We start from the raw sequence: 14,657 nt of genomic DNA, 5'->3' as shown, positions 1-14,657 counted from the left end.
GCCTCCATCTGGTAGGTCAGAACCCGCTTTTCCACCTGTTCGCCTCGCAGTGCGCGCAGCGGCTTCGGCTGCCCGCGCGAATCCCCCGTGTCCCAGGCGCCGACAGGTCCAACGCATGTGAGGAGTGACCGCTACCGATGGAATTCAAGGATTACTACGCGGCGCTCGGGGTCGAACCCGACGCCGATGAGAAGGCGATCAAGACCGCCTACCGCAAGCTCGCGCGCAAGTACCATCCGGACGTCAGCAAGGAGCCGGACGCCGAGACGCACTTCAAGGAGGTCTCCGAGGCCTACGAAGTGCTGAAGAGCCCGGAAAAGCGCGCCGAGTACGACGAACTGCGTCGTTACGGTCCGCAGGGGCCGCAGTTCGAGGCGCCCCCTGGCTGGCAACCGCGCGGAGGCTTCGACGGCCCGCCGCCAGGGCACGAGCAGGACTTCAGCGACTTCTTCGAGCAGATTTTCGGCGGCCGCGCAGGTCCCCAAGGCGGCTTCGGTGGCGCTCGCCAACCGCGCCAGCACCGTGGCCAGGACATCGAGATGGAGGTGCCGCTGTTCCTCGAGGAGACCTTGTCCGGCGAGAACCGGCCGATCAGCTTCAGCCTGCCCAGCTACGACGAGTACGGTCGCAAGCTGCCGCCGCAGAACAAGTCGCTGAACGTGAAGATCCCCGTGGGCACCGCCGACGGCGAACGCATCCGCCTCAAGGGGCAGGGCGCGCCAGGTATCAACGGCGGGCCGGCGGGCGACCTGTACCTGGTGATTCGCCTGGTACCGCACCCGGTGTTCGACGTCGATGGCCGCGACCTCATCGTCACCGTACCGGTGGCGCCCTGGGAAGCGGCGCTCGGTGCCAAGGTGGAAGTGCCCACCCTCGGTGGCCGAATCAACCTCGGCATCCCGGCCAACAGCCAGGCCGGCCAGCGCCTGCGCATCAAGGGCAAGGGCCTGCCGAACAAGGGCGATGCCGCCGCCGGCGATCTCTACGCCGTGCTCAAGGTGGTGATGCCGAAGACGGCGGACGAGGCGACCCGCAAACTCTGGGAAGAACTGGCTGCCAAGGCGGCCTTCGACCCCCGTGCCGAATGGGGTAAACGCGCATGACGACGACAGTGATGGTGGTGGACCTCGACGAGCTCTGCCAGTCGGTGAACCTCCCCCGCGACGTGCTCGTCGAAATCGTCGAGGTGGGCATCGTGGAGCCCCGTGAGCAAGGCGCAGGGCACTGGGTTTTCGATTACCAGGCGGTCAGCGTGGTGCGCCGTGCCGTGCGCCTGCGCCGCGAGTTCGAACTGGACTGGCCGGGCATCGCGCTGGCGCTCCGGCTGCTGGACGAAGTCGACGAACTGCGCGCGGAGAACCGTTACCTGCGCCAGCGCCTGGCGCGCCTGCTGGAAGACTAGGCCGCTACTGCGATGCCGCTGCCGTGGCGGCATCCAGCGGGATGAACTGCACCAGACCGATGATCGGCGCGGCGAGGATACCTTGCACATAGTTGATGCCGCTGCGGCGCAGGCTTTCGTCGCTGGTTTGGGCGAGCAGCTCCAGACGCCCGATCATGCGGCCGAACTCGCGCTCGAAGGACAGGTTGCGCCCGGCGGCACTGATCTCGTTGGAGAGCAGCAAGGGTTGGCCACTGGTATCGGTCCGGCTGGCCAGCAGCCAGGCGGCGACCTCGATGTTCCAGGCCGCGTTGGCGGTCTTCTGCGAATTCAGCCCGCTGAGCAGGTGCTGGGTGGTGGTGCCGCCATAAAGCTCCATCAGCATGCTGCCGATCCCATAGATCAGGGCGCCGGCGCGATCGCCCTGGAACTCCATTTCGAAGGCCACCGGCAGGGCGGCGACGGAACGCTTGTCGCCCAAGCCGATCAGCGGGCGCTGCTCGAGGATGGCCTCCATCACGTTCTGGTGCGCCTCTTCCCGCGACCGGGCGCCGGTTTTCCTCCACTCCCTCGGGTTGCGCTTGTAGAGCTTGTCCAGCAGCCGTGAGAGGCTTTCCAGGTTATCGCCCATCGCCAGGTTGGCGGCGCGGTTGGCATCGTTCTGTAGCAGCTGCCCGGCCTTGAAGCTTTCACCATCGATATCCTTCTTCACCGGCGGCGATGTGCAGCCAGCGAACAGGGCAAGGGCGAGGGTGCAGAACGAGACGTGGCGGGGGAACATGGATGGTCCGGGCGGGAAAGGCGAGCCTGAACCATGGCGTGCGCGAGGCTGTGCAGCCAGTTGGATCAACGGTGAAGGGCAATCTGAGCAGAGGCCTGCGACCGGCTGCTCAGATTGGTGAGGCGGGAAGGCGCCGGCGAGTGTCGGAGCCTGCGGTGTTCAACGTGGCTGGTTCTGTTCGATCCAGCCGGCGAAGGCGTCGATGATGCTCTGCAGGAAGGGCTGGGTCTTTTCCGACAGCTTGCCGGCTTCGTCGAAGAAGCCGCCGGCACCGCCCAGGTAGGCCTCGGGTTGCTGCAGCACCGGCATGTTGAGGAATACCAGGGACTGGCGCAGGTGGTGGTTGGCGCCGAAGCCGCCGATGGCGCCTGGCGATGCGCTGACCACGGCGCAGGGCTTGGCGTTCCAGGCGCTCTTGCCGTACGGCCGGGAGCCGACGTCGATGGCGTTCTTCAGCACGCCCGGCACCGAGCGGTTGTACTCGGGCGTGACGAAAAGCACCGCGTCGGCTCGGCCGATGCGCTCGCGAAAGGCAGCGTAGCTGGCGGGCGGGGCGCCTGCGTCGAGCTCTTCGTTGTACAGCGGCAGGTCGCCGATCTCGACGATTTCCAGCTTCAGGTTGGTCGGCGCCAGTGCGGCGAATGCCTTGGCGATCTTGCGATTCAGGGATTCCTTGCGCAGGCTGCCGACGACCACGGCAACATCGAAGACTTGGCTCATGACGACTCCTCGGGAAAGCGGTAGTTGAGTCGTTTGTTATAGACGATGCCGGCGGTCCTGGCCGGACCTGGATCAAGAAGGCCGGTCGCATGTCCCAGTCATTCGGCACGATCTTGGCTCTGTGGGGTAGGGCATCACGCTCCTAGAGTGAGGCCATGTCCTGAATTGCCCGAGTCGAGGTCCACCATGTGCATGAAAGTGTTTTTTGCCGGCGCCAGCGGTGCCATTGGCCAGCGCCTGCTGCCCTTGTTGCTGGAGCGTGGCTATGAGGTGCTGGCGATGAGCCGCTCGCCCGAGCGCGCCGCTCGCATCGAGGCTGCCGGCGCTCGGGCGCTGGTGCTGGATGTCTTCGATGGCGACGGTCTGCGGGACGCCGTACAGGCGTTCGGACCGCGCTGGGTGATCCATCAGCTGACCGATCTGCCCGCCGGTCTCGATCCGGCGCAGATGCCCGCCGCCCAGCCGCGCAATGCCCGCGTGCGCCGCGAAGGCACTGCCAACCTGGTGGCGGCTGCGCGTGCCGCCGGCGTCGAGCGCATGGTCGCGCAGAGCATCGCCTGGGCCTACCGGGCCGGCGAGCAGCCATTGCACGAGGAGCAACCGCTGGACCTTGGCGCCGAAGGCCCGCGCGCCATCAGTGTCGGCGGCGTAGCAGCGCTGGAAAATGCCGTGCTCGGCGCCCAACCGATGGAAGGCATCGTGCTGCGCTACGGCCGGCTCTATGGTCCCGGAACAGGAGCTGAAACGGCTGATCCGCGGCTATCCGTGCATGTCGATGACGCGGCTCGTGCCGCGCTGCTGGCGCTGGAGTGGGGCGCCCACGGTGTCTACAACATCGCCGAGCAGGACGTCGAGGTCAGCTCTGCCAAGGCCCGCCACCGGCTTGGCTGGCAGCCGGGCTTTCGCCTGGCGGGGACACCGGCATGAATCCGGCCGCGGGCCGCGAGTGGCGCATCGGGTTGGCGCTGGCGGCAGCTGTTGCGGCGGGTGCATTGCTCTGGCATCCCGCATCGCGCCCAGTGGTGCTTCTTGCCGAAAGCCATGGCGGGCACTCCGCCGACGTGCGGCCGGCTACGCAGGTGAAGCGCCTTTCCTGCGAGCCGCTGGCGGATATGCCCGGCAAGGTCGTCACCACGTTGCAGGTGGATTTCCCGCCCGGGGGCTTCACGCCCGCTCACCGCCATCCCGGCGCGGTGACTGCCATCGTGCTCAGCGGCCAGGTCCGCTCGCAGATGCAGGGCCTGCCGGCGCAGATTTACGGACCGGGGGAAACCTGGTTCGAGCCCAGCCGCGAGCTGCACCTCTTCGCCGAGAACCCCAGCGCCAGCGAACCCGCGCGGCTGCTGGCGGTGATCGTCAGCGAGGAGAATTGCGGGCCGCTGGTGATTCCCGAACCCACTGCCCGGAGCACGCCTTGATGCTTCGCGAAAGGAGACTCGCATGACCCCGCTCACCCCCTTCGACACCGCCCAGCTCGATGCCACCCTGGCGCGCCTTGGCCTGTCGTCGGAGCGCCCCGCCCCGACCCTGGAGAACCTCGACCGGCTGATCGTTGCGGCATTGCACCGGTTGCCCTTCGAGAACCTCGACGTCCTGCTGGACAAGCCGGTGTTGATCGAGCCGGACGCGGTGTTCGAGAAGGTAGTCGAGCGTCATCGCGGCGGCTACTGCTTCGAGCTCAACAGCCTGTTCGCGCGCCTGCTGACCAGCCTGGATTACCGGGTGACGCTGCTGGTGGCGAGGGTGCGCTGGGGGCTTGCGGCGGATGCGCCGCTGACGCCGCAGACCCACCTGCTGCTGCGGGTCGACCTGGAGGAAGGAGCCCATCTGGTGGATATCGGCTTTGGCGGCCCGGCCTCGCCGCGCGCCCTGCCGTTGCACGTGGATGAGGAGCTGCCCGGTGGCTGGCGCATCAGCCGCAGCGCGGATGGAGAGCTGGAAATGGCGACGCGCTCTGCGTCCGGCTGGCAGACGCTTTACCGCTTCACCCTGGGGGCCCAGCACTGGGCCGATTACACCATGCGCAACTGGTACACCTCGACCTACCCGCAGAGCGTGTTCCGCAATTCCCTGCGCGTGGCGCTGAGCGAAGAGGGCGCACGGTTGTCGCTGCTCAACGGGCAGTTCAGCCGGCGGACGACGGAAGGTGATGTCGAGCAGTCCAACATCGCTGATGTGGATGAACTGCTGGCAGTCCTGCGCCAGCGCTTCCACCTGCAGCCCGTGCCGGCAGAGATCGAGCCCCTGCGCATGCGGCTTGCGCAACTGTTGCCGCCGAACAGCTGAGAGGGGTTATTGACCGGAAGCGGTGACGGTGGCGGGTACGTCGGGTGCCGCACCGATGGCCAGGCGCACGGTCCGGCCCGCCAGGTCACTGCGTCGCAGCGTACCGCCCGGCGTGGCATCGAACCAGCGGCCTTGCAGGTCTGATGCACTGCATTGCAGTCGCCGCTCGATGGTGCTGCCCGCTTCGGCCGGCGGCAACAGCCAGCGGCATTGGCCATCGAAGATGATCGCTCCTTGGCGCGGTGGTTCCCAGGCGGAGGCAGGCAGGTGATCGCGGAATGACAGGATGGCGAAGGCCTGGTCCGGTTGGACCACATCGTTGGGGTGAGAGGCGGACTCACCGTCGAGCTGGATCTGGATGCGGCTGAGCTGGCGCGTGCAGCCGTCAGCGCGAGCGATCAGTGGCACCTGGAAACTGACGCGCTGGGGTCGCGCAGCATGCCCCGGCGTATTGAACAGGTGATGACTGACGCTCTGCTTCGTCGCTCCGGAGCAGGTACCGCCTGGGGACGGAAGATATTGGGCGTCGCCGCGGAGTTGGAAGTCTCCCGGCAGGTCTGCTTCCAGCGTGAATTCATCGCTGGCGCAGCCGCCCAGGACGGCGAAGGCCAGGAGGATACTGAAGCGGAAGGCGAAGTGGGGCATGTATGAAGCCTGCGGCAGTCGTAGCTGCGCAGAAGCATCCACTCCTCGCGGAAGCGCCTGAAGCGGATCAGTCCTTTTCAAATGTAGGAAAGTGGCAAACCGCACGAGTCATGTGACTCGGCTCAACCGATCATCCCGAAACCGCGCGCCATCAGGCTCGCCAGCAGCGGCAGGATCAGCAGCGCGAGCAGTTCGACGCGGATGGTCATGATCACCCGCTTCGCCTGGCGCTCGCTGGGCGCCGGCACGCGCCCGGCCTTGAGCTCGTTGCGCCAGTTGAGGAAGGTCATGGTTGGCAGGATCGACAGCAGCGCCACCAGGACGAACAGGCCGATCTTGGCGTGGAAGATACTGTTGTGCAGGTAATACTCGGTGCCCTTGGCGAACCACACCACGCGTGCCGCGCCGGTCAACAGGACCAGGCCGGCGCAGGCGCCGTAGGCGAGGTCGACGATGACCAGGCTGCGCGCCCGCGACAGGTCCAGGGGCAGGCGGAACAACTGGTGCTCCAGCACCAGCAGGGCAAACAGAATGAAGATCGACAGGTAGTGCAGGTACGCGGCAATGGCTTGGGCCATGGAGGCTTCCTCGGATGGGGCCTTCTTATTGGGGATTCAGGCTTGGGCCGATGACGCGTGGAAAACCACCCGGTTGCGTCCGGCCTGCTTGGCACTGTAAAGCGCGGCGTCGGCGCGTTCCAGTGCCTGGTCCACGGCTTCCTCGCCGACCAGCAGGGTGCAGCCGATGCTCAGGCTCACCGGCAGTGGCCCGCTGGCCAACGGCACCGGCTCGTTGCCGATCAACTGGCGCACGCGTTCGGCGACCCGCTGCAATTCCTCGCCGTCCTTCACCTTGAGCAGCGCGACGAATTCCTCTCCGCCCTGGCGCACCAGCAGGTCGTCGGGGCGTAGCGCGGCGCGCAGGCGTCGGGCACATTCGCACAGCACCTGGTCACCGGCGGCATGGCCATGCTGGTCGTTGATCGACTTGAAGAAGTCGAGGTCGGCATACAGCACGCCCAGCTGCGCATGGCTTTCCCGCGCCATCCGGCATTCGCGCTCCTGGAAGGTCAGCAGGCCGCCCCGGTTCCACAGCTGGGTCAGCGGGTCGAGCAGGGCCTTGCGCTGTTCGCGGTCCATCTCCACGCGCAGGTCGCGGTTGTTCTGGATCAGTGTGCGCAGTTGCAGGTAGCCCTCGGCTAGGGTGGCGAGGTCGCGGAAATTTGCCTGTTGCGCCTGGGGCATGCTGCGCGGGCGCGGGTCGACCATGCACAGGGTGCCGATGGCCTGCCCATTGCCGGCGCGCAGCGGGCGCCCGGCGTAGAAGCGGATGTAGGGCGGGCCGAGCACCAGCGGGTTGTCGGCGAAACGTGCGTCGAGGGTGGCGTCGGGTACCAGCAGGGTGTCCTCGCCAAGAATCGCGTAGCCGCAGAAGGACACGTCGCGCGTCGTCTCGTTGGCGTCGAGGCCGACGCGGGCCTTGAACCACTGGCGGTCCTGGTCGATCAGGCTGATCAGAACCGTGTCGACCTTCACCAGGTCCTGGGTCAGCTGGACCAGCGTGTCCAGGTAGTGCTCGGCCGGGGTGTCGAGCAGGTTCATCTCATCCAGGGTCTGCTGACGCAGGGTTTCGTCAACGGGAATGGGACAAGCCGGCATGGCGTCTCCTCAACTGGTCAGGGGCTGGCAGGCACCTGCCAGGCATCTTGGCGCGTGAGCCTCCAGGCGTAGAGGGCGAGGATCACGCCGCGCAGCAACATGAAGCATAGGAAGGTTAGCCATAAACCGTGATTTCCCCAGCCCTGCAGCGCGATGCCCAGCGGCAGGCTGGCGGCACAGGCGAGCAGCATGGCGTTGCGCATCTCGCGGGCGCGGGTGGCGCCGATGAACAGGCCGTCGAGCAGATAGCTCCACATGCCGATCAGCGGCAGGCAGGCGAGGTAGGGCAGGTACTGGTCGGCGGTGGCGCGTACTTCGGGGATGTCGCTCTGGAGGGCGATGAACAGGTGCCCGGCGAAGGTGAAAAGGGCAACGAACAGCAGGCTGGCGATCAGTGACCAGCCGCAGGCGACCACCAGCGAACGACGCAGCGCGGTGCGGTCGCGGCTGCCGATGGCGTGCCCGCACAGGGCCTCCACCGCATGGGCGAGTCCGTCGAGGGCGTAGGAGGTGACCATCAGCCCGTTCAGCAGCAAGGCATTGGCGGCCACCGTGGCGTCGCCCAGGCGGGTGCCCTGCACCGTCAGCAGGAAGAACACGCCCTGCAGCGCCAGGCTGCGGATGAATATATCGCGGTTGACCATCAGCAGTGGGCGCCAACTGGCCCAGGCGCGCAGGCGAGTCCAGTCCGGCTGGCCGGAGTAGCGCGCCAGGGTCCCGCGGGTCAGCGCCAGGCCGAGCAGGGCGCCACTCCATTCGGCGAGCACGGAGGCCTTCGCCGCACCGGCGACGCCCCAGCCCAGGCCGATCACGAACCAGAGGCTGAGAACGATGTTGATGACGTTGGTGGTCAGCAGGATCGCCAGTGGCGCGCGGGCGTTCTGCGTCCCGAGGAACCAGCCGACCAGCGCGTAGGTGGCCAGCGCTGCCGGCAGGCCGAACAGGCGGATGTGGAAGAACTCGCGAGCCAGGGAGTCCAGCTCTGCGGAGGGGCGCATCAGCGCGAGCACGGGGCCGGTCAGCGGGATCGCCAGCAAGCCGAGCAGCAGCGCCAGACCCAGGGCCAACAGGAGACTCTGGCCGAGTATCCGCCGCAGCGCGCCGCCATCGTCACGCCCGGTCGCCTGCGCGGCAAAACCGGTGGTGCCCATGCGCAGGAAGCCCAGTACGCCCACCAGCAGGGTATAGAGCCCGCCGCCGACGGCCACCGCGCCGAGTTGGTGCGCGTGCGGCAGGTGACCGATCACCGCGCTGTCGACCAGGGTAACCAGCGGCACGGAGACGTTGGAAAGGATCATCGGCGCGGCGAGCGCCCAGACACGGCGGTGGGTTGGCGAATGCCGCCAGGCTTCGAGCAGGGAATTCATTCGGGGCTCCTGAGCAGGCCCGCAGTATAGCGAGCCGGGAGCCACCGATTTCAGCGGACGAAGGTCAGCCGGCTCTCTTGCGATAGGCGCAGTAGCCAGGGCGCGGGCCGACCTGCGGGTGGTTGCGACAGGTGTCCGGGCGCTTGGCGTAGACACTGCAGAGGCGGGTCTTGCGGTCGAGGAAGTAGCAGTCGCCGTTGCTGGTGCGGGTCAGGGTGAAGATGCCGCTCTTCTGGTTGAAGCGCTCGACGATGCCTTCCTTCAGCAAGCGTTTGGCGATGTTCTTTGCCGGCTCGTCGCGCTCGAATTCGTCGACGACGCCGATCCGGATCAGGTCGTTGACGTTGACTTCCGCCGGCATGGTGCAGCAGGTGGCGTTGCAGTCCTTGCACAGGCCCGAGGTGTACTTGGCCCAGGTTTCCAGGCGGTCCAGTTCAGCGTTGGCGATCAGCGGTGGTTTTCTCATGGGGGGCATTCGGCGGGGCGTTGCAAAGGTGCGCATCATAGTGGTGAGGCAGGGCAATTGCGCGCTCTTTCGACGAAGGGCCTCAGAGTGCCGTCAGCCCGCCGTGCTCCCGAAGGTGGGCGTTGAGCGCTGGATAGCAGAGGCGGAACCAGGGGGTGAAGCGGTCCGGGGCGGCGGCCATTTCCATTTCCAGGTCGGCCAGGGTGATGTAACGAAAATCGTCGGCCTCCTCCGGATCGGGCTGGGGTGGCTGATCGTCCACGGCGGCGAAGATATGCCCGTACTCGTTCTCGATGAGGCCGCCGGGCAGCTCCAGGCAGTAGCTGAACTCGAACAACTTGTGCAGGTGTGCATGGACACCCATCTCCTCGCCCAGCCGGCGTTCGGCGGCGTCGAGGGCGGTTTCGTCGGGGTAGGGGTGACCGCAGCAACTGTTGCTCCACAGTCCGCCGCAGTGGTATTTGGCTTGCGCGCGGCGTTGCAGCAGCAGTTCCCCTGCCGGGTTGAACAGATAGACCGAGATTGCCCGATGCCGCAGGCCCTGTCGGTGCGCCTCGAGTTTTTCCAGTGTGCCGACGGGGTTGTCGTGCTCGTCGACCAGAATCACCTGGATATCCGTCATGCAAGATCTCCCTCGGGGAATCCGAAACGCAGCCGGCCCAGGCGCAACAGGCCCAGTAGCAGGCAACTGAGGTGGCCGTTGTCGAGCAGCGAGCCGTCCAGCAGGCGCGTCTGCACCTCCGCCAGCGGCAGCGTCAGCACGACGATGTGCTCGTCGTCGTCCGGCTGCGGTTCGCGTACGCGTTGCCCCCCTGTGGCGAGGAAGGCATGCAGCAGGTTGTCATGGGTGCCGGGGTTGGGTGAGAGCGACAGCAACGGCTCGACCTGGTCGAACACATAGCCGGTCTCTTCCAGAAGCTCGCGCCGAATGGCATGCTCGCGGTCGGCGTCGTCCGGCTTGACCCAGCCGCCGGGCAGCTCCACTACCCAGCCTCGAACGCCATGGCGGTACTGGCGCACGAGGAGCAGCTCGCCATCGCGGGTCAGCGCCGTGGCATTGACCCAGTCCGGGTACTCGAGAACGTAGGCGGTTTCCGGCTCGTCACGGCCGGGCCAGCGCAGGCGGTCGCGACGCAGGTTGAAGGTGCGGGAGCCGAATAGCCATTCCGACGGCTCGTCGCTGTGCGGGAGTGTATCCATGGCGTGACTCGGCACGGTCCGGGTCCCAGCAGCATAGCCAGTGTGGCTTGGTTGTCGGGCCCGCCCGTCGGTCCGCTCAGCCCCTGCGGATCATCCAGATACCGATGGCGATGGCGACCATGCCGGCGACCTTCATAGCGCTGACCGGCGCTTCCTTGAAGCCGGCCCAGCCGAAGTGGTCCAGGGCCAGCGCCATGCCCAGTTGCCCAGCGAGGACCAGCACCATGAACATCAGCGCACCGACGCGCGGCGCGGCGAAAGCGGCGATGAAGATGAAGAACATCCCCAGGAAACCGCCGCACCACTGCCACCAGGGCATCCCGCGCATCGCTGCGAGGCTGGGGAATTCACGGTTGGCCAGGGTCAGCGCGAGCAGGCCGAGCATGCCGACAAAGAAGGAAATCAGCGCGGCGGCCAGTACGCTGGACACTTGCTTGGCCAGTTGACCGTTGATGCCCGCCTGCAACGGCAGGCAGGCGCCGGCGATCAGCGGCAGGACGAACATCCACCAGGGCGGCGTAGGCATGGGAAACTCCAGAAACGGCTCGCGGGCAGGGCGGCGAAGGGCCGTCCTGCGATCGAACGATGAAATGTAGCCGCGTAGTATGCACCAGACCGGAGCATTGCTCCCGTCCCGATGGAGGTCCCGATCATGGCCACCCGCGCTTCCCGCGTCCTCAGCGTCCGCATCGAGCGGACTCGCGATGCGGCCTACGACTTCCTCGCCGACCCGAATAACTTTCCTTACTGGGCTTCCGGGCTGTGCAGCGCCATCGCGCCGCTTGAAGGCGACCTGTGGCTGGCGCAGACACCCCAGGGGCCCCTGCGCGTGCGCTTTTCGCCGCGCAACGGGTTCGGCGTGCTGGACCACGATGTGCTACCCGAGCAGGCACCGGCCATTCATATCCCGCTGCGGCTGATCCCCAATGGCGATGGCTGCGAGTTGCAGCTGACCCTGCTGCGTCAGCCGCAGATGGACGACGCCACCTTCGAGCGCGATGCGCAGTGGGTGGAGCGCGACCTGCAGGCGATCAAGGTATTGCTTGAGTCGGCGTGAATCAGCGGGATCAGGCGACGGCTTTCAGCCGAGCGATGGGCGGGTGAGCTTGCTGGCTGACCTGCCAGAGGTCGTATGCGGCCTGCATGGCCAGCCAATGGCGGGCAGTCCCCAGGCCCGCCTGCTCCAGGCGCCAGGCCAGGTCGGCGCTGATCGGCGCGCGGCCATGGAGAACCTTGGACAGGTGCGGGCGGCTTATGCCGAGGTGGGTTGCCAGTGCCGTCACGGACAGGCATAGCTCCGGCAAGACATCCTCGAGCAGGACTTCTCCGGGATGAGGCGGATTATGCATCGCCATGCTCTGCTCCTTCGGTCAGTGATAGTCGAGATAGTCCAGCAACTCTGCGTCGCTGTCGATGAAGCGGAAAATCACCCGCCAATTGCCCGAGACATTGACGGCCCAGTAACCGGCCAACGAGCCTTTGAGTCCATGCAGGCGGTAACCGGGCAGGTCCATATCTCTGGGGCCATTGGCTGTATCCAGAGCGGCGAGGATGCGTTGCAGCTTGGGCACGTGGTCAGCCCGCACGCCGCGAGGATCACCGTACTGATAAAGGGCGCGCAGCCCTTTGTGGCGGAAGCTCCTGATCATCGCTGGACTGTAATCTAACAGATTACAGTCTCCCTAGCTGAGATACTTGTGGGAAGTCTTCACTTGCCGGGCGCACGTCCTACAACCGCGCGGCCAGTTCGGCGCCCTCGCGGATGGCCCGTTTGGCATCCAGCTCCCGCGCCACGCTGGCGCCGCCGATGACGTGGTAGCGCAGGTTCTCCGCCGCCAGTGTCGGTTGCAGTTCCAGCAGGGGTTCCTGGCCGGCGCAGATCACCACATTGTCGACGGCCAGGCATTGCTCTTCGCCATCGATGCGGATGTGCAGGCCTTCATCATCGATGCGCAGGTACTCGACGCCGCCAAGCATTCGTACACCGTGATGCCTGAGGTGGGCGCGGTGCACCCAGCCGCTGGTCTTGCCCAGCCCGGCTCCCGGTTGCCCGGCCTTGCGCTGCAGCAGCCAGAGCTGCCGGCGGGGAGCGGCGGCGACCGGCGGGATCAGCCCGCCACCCGTGGCATTGTCCAGATCGATGCCCCACTGGCCGAGCCATTCGCCCAGCGGTTGCGGCCCATCGCGGTCGGTCAGCAGGAAGCTGGCGACGTCGAAGCCGATGCCGCCGGCGCCGATCAGTGCGACCTTCGCGCCCACCGGTGCGCCGCGCAGCACGTCGAGGTAGCTCAGCACCTTGGCGTGGGCGATGCACGGGATCGACGGCGTGCGCGGCTGGATGCCGGTGGCGACTATCACCTCGTCGTACTCGCCGCTCAGTTCGCCGCGCTGGATACGCCGGCCCAGTTGCACCTGGACGCCCAGCTCGCCCAGTCGCACGGCGAAGTAGCGCAATGTCTCGTGGAATTCCTCCTTGCCCGGCACGCGCTTGGCCAGGTTGAACTGCCCGCCGATCTCCCCGGCAGCCTCGAACAGTGTCACGCGATGGCCGCGCTCGGCGGCGACGCAGGCGGCGGACAACCCGGCCGGTCCCGCGCCGATCACCGCGATGCGTTTGTGGACGCGCGCCTTGCGGTAACGCAGTTCGGTCTCGAAGGCTGCACGCGGGTTGACCAGGCAACTGGCGCGGCGATTGGCAAAGGCGTGGTCCAGGCAGGCCTGGTTGCAGGCGATGCAGGTGTTGATCGAGTCCGCGCGGCCGGCAGCGGCCTTCTCCACGAACTGTGGGTCGGCCAGCAGCGGCCGGGCCATGGAGACCAGGTCGGCGTGGCCCTCGGCGAGCAGCCGCTCGGCGACTTCCGGCGTGTTGATGCGGTTGCTGGCGATCACCGGCACGCGCAACTCACGGCGCAGGCGTGCGGTGACGTCGGCGAAGGCGGCGCGCGGCACCGAGGTGACGATGGTCGGCACCCGCGATTCGTGCCAGCCGACGCCGGTGTTGAGCAGGTCGATCCCCGCGCCTTCGAGGGCTCGTGCAACGGTGCGGACTTCGTCCCAGTTGTTGCCGCCTTCCACCAGGTCGAGCAGCGACAGGCGGTAGCTGATGACGAAGCGTTCGCCCAGCGCGCGACGCGTGCGGCGCACGATCTCCAGCGGCAGGCGCATGCGGTTGCCCAGGTCGCCACCCCAGCGGTCCTGGCGCTGGTTGGTGCGTGGGCAGAGAAACTGGTTCAGCAGGTAGCCCTCGCTGCCCATGATCTCCACGCCGTCGTAGCCGGCGGCGTGGGCGAGCTTCGCGCAGCGCACGAAGGCGGCGATGGTCCGCAGGATGCCGCGCTCGGAGAGCTCGCGCGGGGCGAACCAGCTGATTGGCGATTTCAGCGGCGAGGCCGAGACCACCAGCGGGTGATAACCGTAGCGCCCGGCATGGAGGATCTGCAGGAGGATGCGCCCGCCCTCGCGGTGCACCGCCTGAGTCAGGCGGCGGTGCGCCGGCACCTGCAGGCCGCTGGTCAGGCTGCTGCCCAGCGGCAGCAGCCAGCCTTCGCGGTTGGGGGCGAAGCCGCCAGTGATGATCAGACCGACGCCGCCGCGCGCGCGCTCTCGATAGTAGGCGGCGAGCTTGCCGAAGTCCCAGAGGCGATCTTCCAGCCCGGTATGCATCGAGCCCATCACCACGCGGTTGCGTAGCTGGAGGGCGCCCAGGTCGAGCGGGGCGAGCAGGTGAGGAAAAGGCGAGGCGGCGGACGGCATGGAAGCACTCATGGGCAATCAGGTCCTGCCACCCTAATGGGCCGGCGGTGGGTCGGTTAACGGCCCGGCTGCCGTTCCGTTCGGGCATTTCGGTCAAGCGTTTCGATTTGACAGACTGGCCACAGGTTCCAGACTTGTCCCATGGCAGGGCTTCGTGCCCCGAACGCTGGCTGAAGTGACGGAGGTCGTCATGAAAGCGATAAGAACAAGACATGCGCGCCATTACCTGCTTGTTGCCCTCATCGGTGTGGCCCTGCTCGGACTGCACGAAACCCTCCAGCCGGATCGCGCGCAGTCCGCCTGTCGTTTCGATGGGGCCTCTATCTCCTGCGCCTACCCGCCCGTTGCCCATTTAGGGGTACTCGCCAGTCCGTTCTGAGTGACGCACTGACGCGCGTCA

General features: G+C 66.9%; 19 protein-coding genes. 6 read left to right on the top strand and 13 right to left on the bottom strand.

Features of this window, described 5'->3' with window-relative positions:
* Positions 1-137 precede the first annotated feature (137 nt).
* Together cbpA and GJV37_RS22550 are read left to right on the top strand one after the other, a co-directional pair.
* Positions 138-1,103, top strand: coding sequence for a curved DNA-binding protein (gene cbpA, locus GJV37_RS22555; RefSeq protein WP_037011687.1), 966 nt, complete (start codon positions 138-140; stop codon positions 1,101-1,103).
* Positions 1,100-1,402 carry a chaperone modulator CbpM gene (locus tag GJV37_RS22550; protein WP_024766161.1) on the top strand — a complete coding sequence of 101 codons (303 nt, stop codon included), beginning with the start codon at positions 1,100-1,102 and terminating at the stop codon, positions 1,400-1,402. Before cbpA ends, GJV37_RS22550 begins: the two co-directional genes overlap by 4 nt.
* A gap of 4 nt (positions 1,403-1,406) precedes the next feature.
* On the opposite strand, the gene GJV37_RS22545 is transcribed toward GJV37_RS22550, so the two are convergent.
* Both GJV37_RS22545 and GJV37_RS22540 read right to left on the bottom strand, forming a co-directional pair.
* The gene (locus GJV37_RS22545) at positions 1,407-2,162 is read right to left on the bottom strand and encodes a hypothetical protein (RefSeq protein WP_193452961.1); all 756 of its coding nucleotides are present in this window, start codon (positions 2,160-2,162) and stop codon (positions 1,407-1,409) included.
* Positions 2,163-2,321: 159 nt separating this feature from the next.
* Entirely contained in the window at positions 2,322-2,882 is a 561-nt protein-coding gene (locus GJV37_RS22540) for an NADPH-dependent FMN reductase (protein ID WP_193452960.1), read from the bottom strand.
* 186 nt (positions 2,883-3,068) lie between these two features.
* Here GJV37_RS22540 and GJV37_RS22535 point away from each other — a divergent pair, with 186 nt between their 5' ends.
* Genes GJV37_RS22535 through GJV37_RS22525 form a run of 3 tightly spaced genes read left to right on the top strand, consistent with a single transcriptional unit; the run spans position 3,069 to position 5,168 of the window.
* Positions 3,069-3,809: an NAD-dependent epimerase/dehydratase family protein gene (locus GJV37_RS22535; RefSeq protein WP_037011683.1), complete on the top strand. Its 741-nt coding sequence runs from the start codon at positions 3,069-3,071 to the stop codon at positions 3,807-3,809.
* Positions 3,806-4,300 (top strand): cupin domain-containing protein, encoded by a 495-nt coding sequence (locus tag GJV37_RS22530; RefSeq protein WP_024766165.1) that lies wholly within the window; start codon positions 3,806-3,808, stop codon positions 4,298-4,300. Before GJV37_RS22535 ends, GJV37_RS22530 begins: the two co-directional genes overlap by 4 nt.
* A gap of 22 nt (positions 4,301-4,322) precedes the next feature.
* Positions 4,323-5,168 carry an arylamine N-acetyltransferase family protein gene (locus GJV37_RS22525; RefSeq protein ID WP_193452959.1) on the top strand — a complete coding sequence of 282 codons (846 nt, stop codon included), beginning with the start codon at positions 4,323-4,325 and terminating at the stop codon, positions 5,166-5,168.
* Positions 5,169-5,174: 6 nt separating this feature from the next.
* Here the strand turns inward: GJV37_RS22525 and GJV37_RS22520 are convergent, their stop codons facing one another.
* The 8 genes from GJV37_RS22520 to GJV37_RS22485 all read right to left on the bottom strand — a co-directional run bounded on the left by GJV37_RS22520 (position 5,175) and on the right by GJV37_RS22485 (position 11,030).
* On the bottom strand, positions 5,175-5,813 hold the full coding sequence (locus tag GJV37_RS22520) for a hypothetical protein (protein WP_024766167.1): 639 nt from the start codon (positions 5,811-5,813) through the stop codon (positions 5,175-5,177).
* A gap of 122 nt (positions 5,814-5,935) precedes the next feature.
* A complete protein-coding gene (locus GJV37_RS22515; protein WP_024766168.1) occupies positions 5,936-6,391 on the bottom strand; it encodes a DUF2214 family protein in 456 nt (151 codons plus the stop codon).
* 36 nt (positions 6,392-6,427) lie between these two features.
* Complete coding sequence (locus GJV37_RS22510) at positions 6,428-7,471, bottom strand: sensor domain-containing diguanylate cyclase (RefSeq protein ID WP_193452958.1); 1,044 nt, start codon at positions 7,469-7,471, stop codon at positions 6,428-6,430.
* Positions 7,472-7,488: 17 nt separating this feature from the next.
* Positions 7,489-8,838 carry an MATE family efflux transporter gene (locus tag GJV37_RS22505; RefSeq protein WP_038803363.1) on the bottom strand — a complete coding sequence of 450 codons (1,350 nt, stop codon included), beginning with the start codon at positions 8,836-8,838 and terminating at the stop codon, positions 7,489-7,491.
* A 64-nt stretch (positions 8,839-8,902) separates the two neighbouring features.
* Positions 8,903-9,304: a YkgJ family cysteine cluster protein gene (locus GJV37_RS22500; protein WP_024766170.1), complete on the bottom strand. Its 402-nt coding sequence runs from the start codon at positions 9,302-9,304 to the stop codon at positions 8,903-8,905.
* Positions 9,305-9,386: 82 nt separating this feature from the next.
* On the bottom strand, positions 9,387-9,926 hold the full coding sequence (gene idi / locus GJV37_RS22495; RefSeq protein WP_170858923.1) for an isopentenyl-diphosphate Delta-isomerase: 540 nt from the start codon (positions 9,924-9,926) through the stop codon (positions 9,387-9,389).
* Positions 9,923-10,504 (bottom strand): NUDIX hydrolase, encoded by a 582-nt coding sequence (locus GJV37_RS22490; protein ID WP_170858924.1) that lies wholly within the window; start codon positions 10,502-10,504, stop codon positions 9,923-9,925. The genes idi and GJV37_RS22490 overlap by 4 nt, the downstream gene beginning before the upstream one ends.
* Before the next feature lie 76 nt (positions 10,505-10,580).
* The gene (locus GJV37_RS22485; protein ID WP_024766173.1) at positions 10,581-11,030 is read right to left on the bottom strand and encodes a DMT family transporter; all 450 of its coding nucleotides are present in this window, start codon (positions 11,028-11,030) and stop codon (positions 10,581-10,583) included.
* A 126-nt stretch (positions 11,031-11,156) separates the two neighbouring features.
* Here GJV37_RS22485 and GJV37_RS22480 point away from each other — a divergent pair, with 126 nt between their 5' ends.
* Positions 11,157-11,561, top strand: a complete 405-nt coding sequence (locus GJV37_RS22480) for an SRPBCC family protein (protein WP_024766174.1) — start codon at positions 11,157-11,159, stop codon at positions 11,559-11,561.
* A 10-nt stretch (positions 11,562-11,571) separates the two neighbouring features.
* On the opposite strand, the gene GJV37_RS22475 is transcribed toward GJV37_RS22480, so the two are convergent.
* From GJV37_RS22475 to GJV37_RS22465, 3 genes are all read right to left on the bottom strand, one after another.
* Positions 11,572-11,859 carry a HigA family addiction module antitoxin gene (locus tag GJV37_RS22475; protein ID WP_037011676.1) on the bottom strand — a complete coding sequence of 96 codons (288 nt, stop codon included), beginning with the start codon at positions 11,857-11,859 and terminating at the stop codon, positions 11,572-11,574.
* 15 nt (positions 11,860-11,874) lie between these two features.
* Positions 11,875-12,153, bottom strand: a complete 279-nt coding sequence (locus tag GJV37_RS22470) for a type II toxin-antitoxin system RelE/ParE family toxin (RefSeq protein ID WP_024766176.1) — start codon at positions 12,151-12,153, stop codon at positions 11,875-11,877.
* Between the two features lie 79 nt (positions 12,154-12,232).
* Positions 12,233-14,269, bottom strand: a complete 2,037-nt coding sequence (locus tag GJV37_RS22465) for an FAD-dependent oxidoreductase (RefSeq protein ID WP_170858925.1) — start codon at positions 14,267-14,269, stop codon at positions 12,233-12,235.
* Positions 14,270-14,657: the final 388 nt, after the last annotated feature.

The sequence above is a fragment of the Pseudomonas nitroreducens genome, assembly GCF_010994165.1.
GTDB lineage: Bacteria > Pseudomonadota > Gammaproteobacteria > Pseudomonadales > Pseudomonadaceae > Pseudomonas > Pseudomonas nitroreducens.
This window is presented reverse-complemented; position numbering and strand designations above follow the sequence as displayed.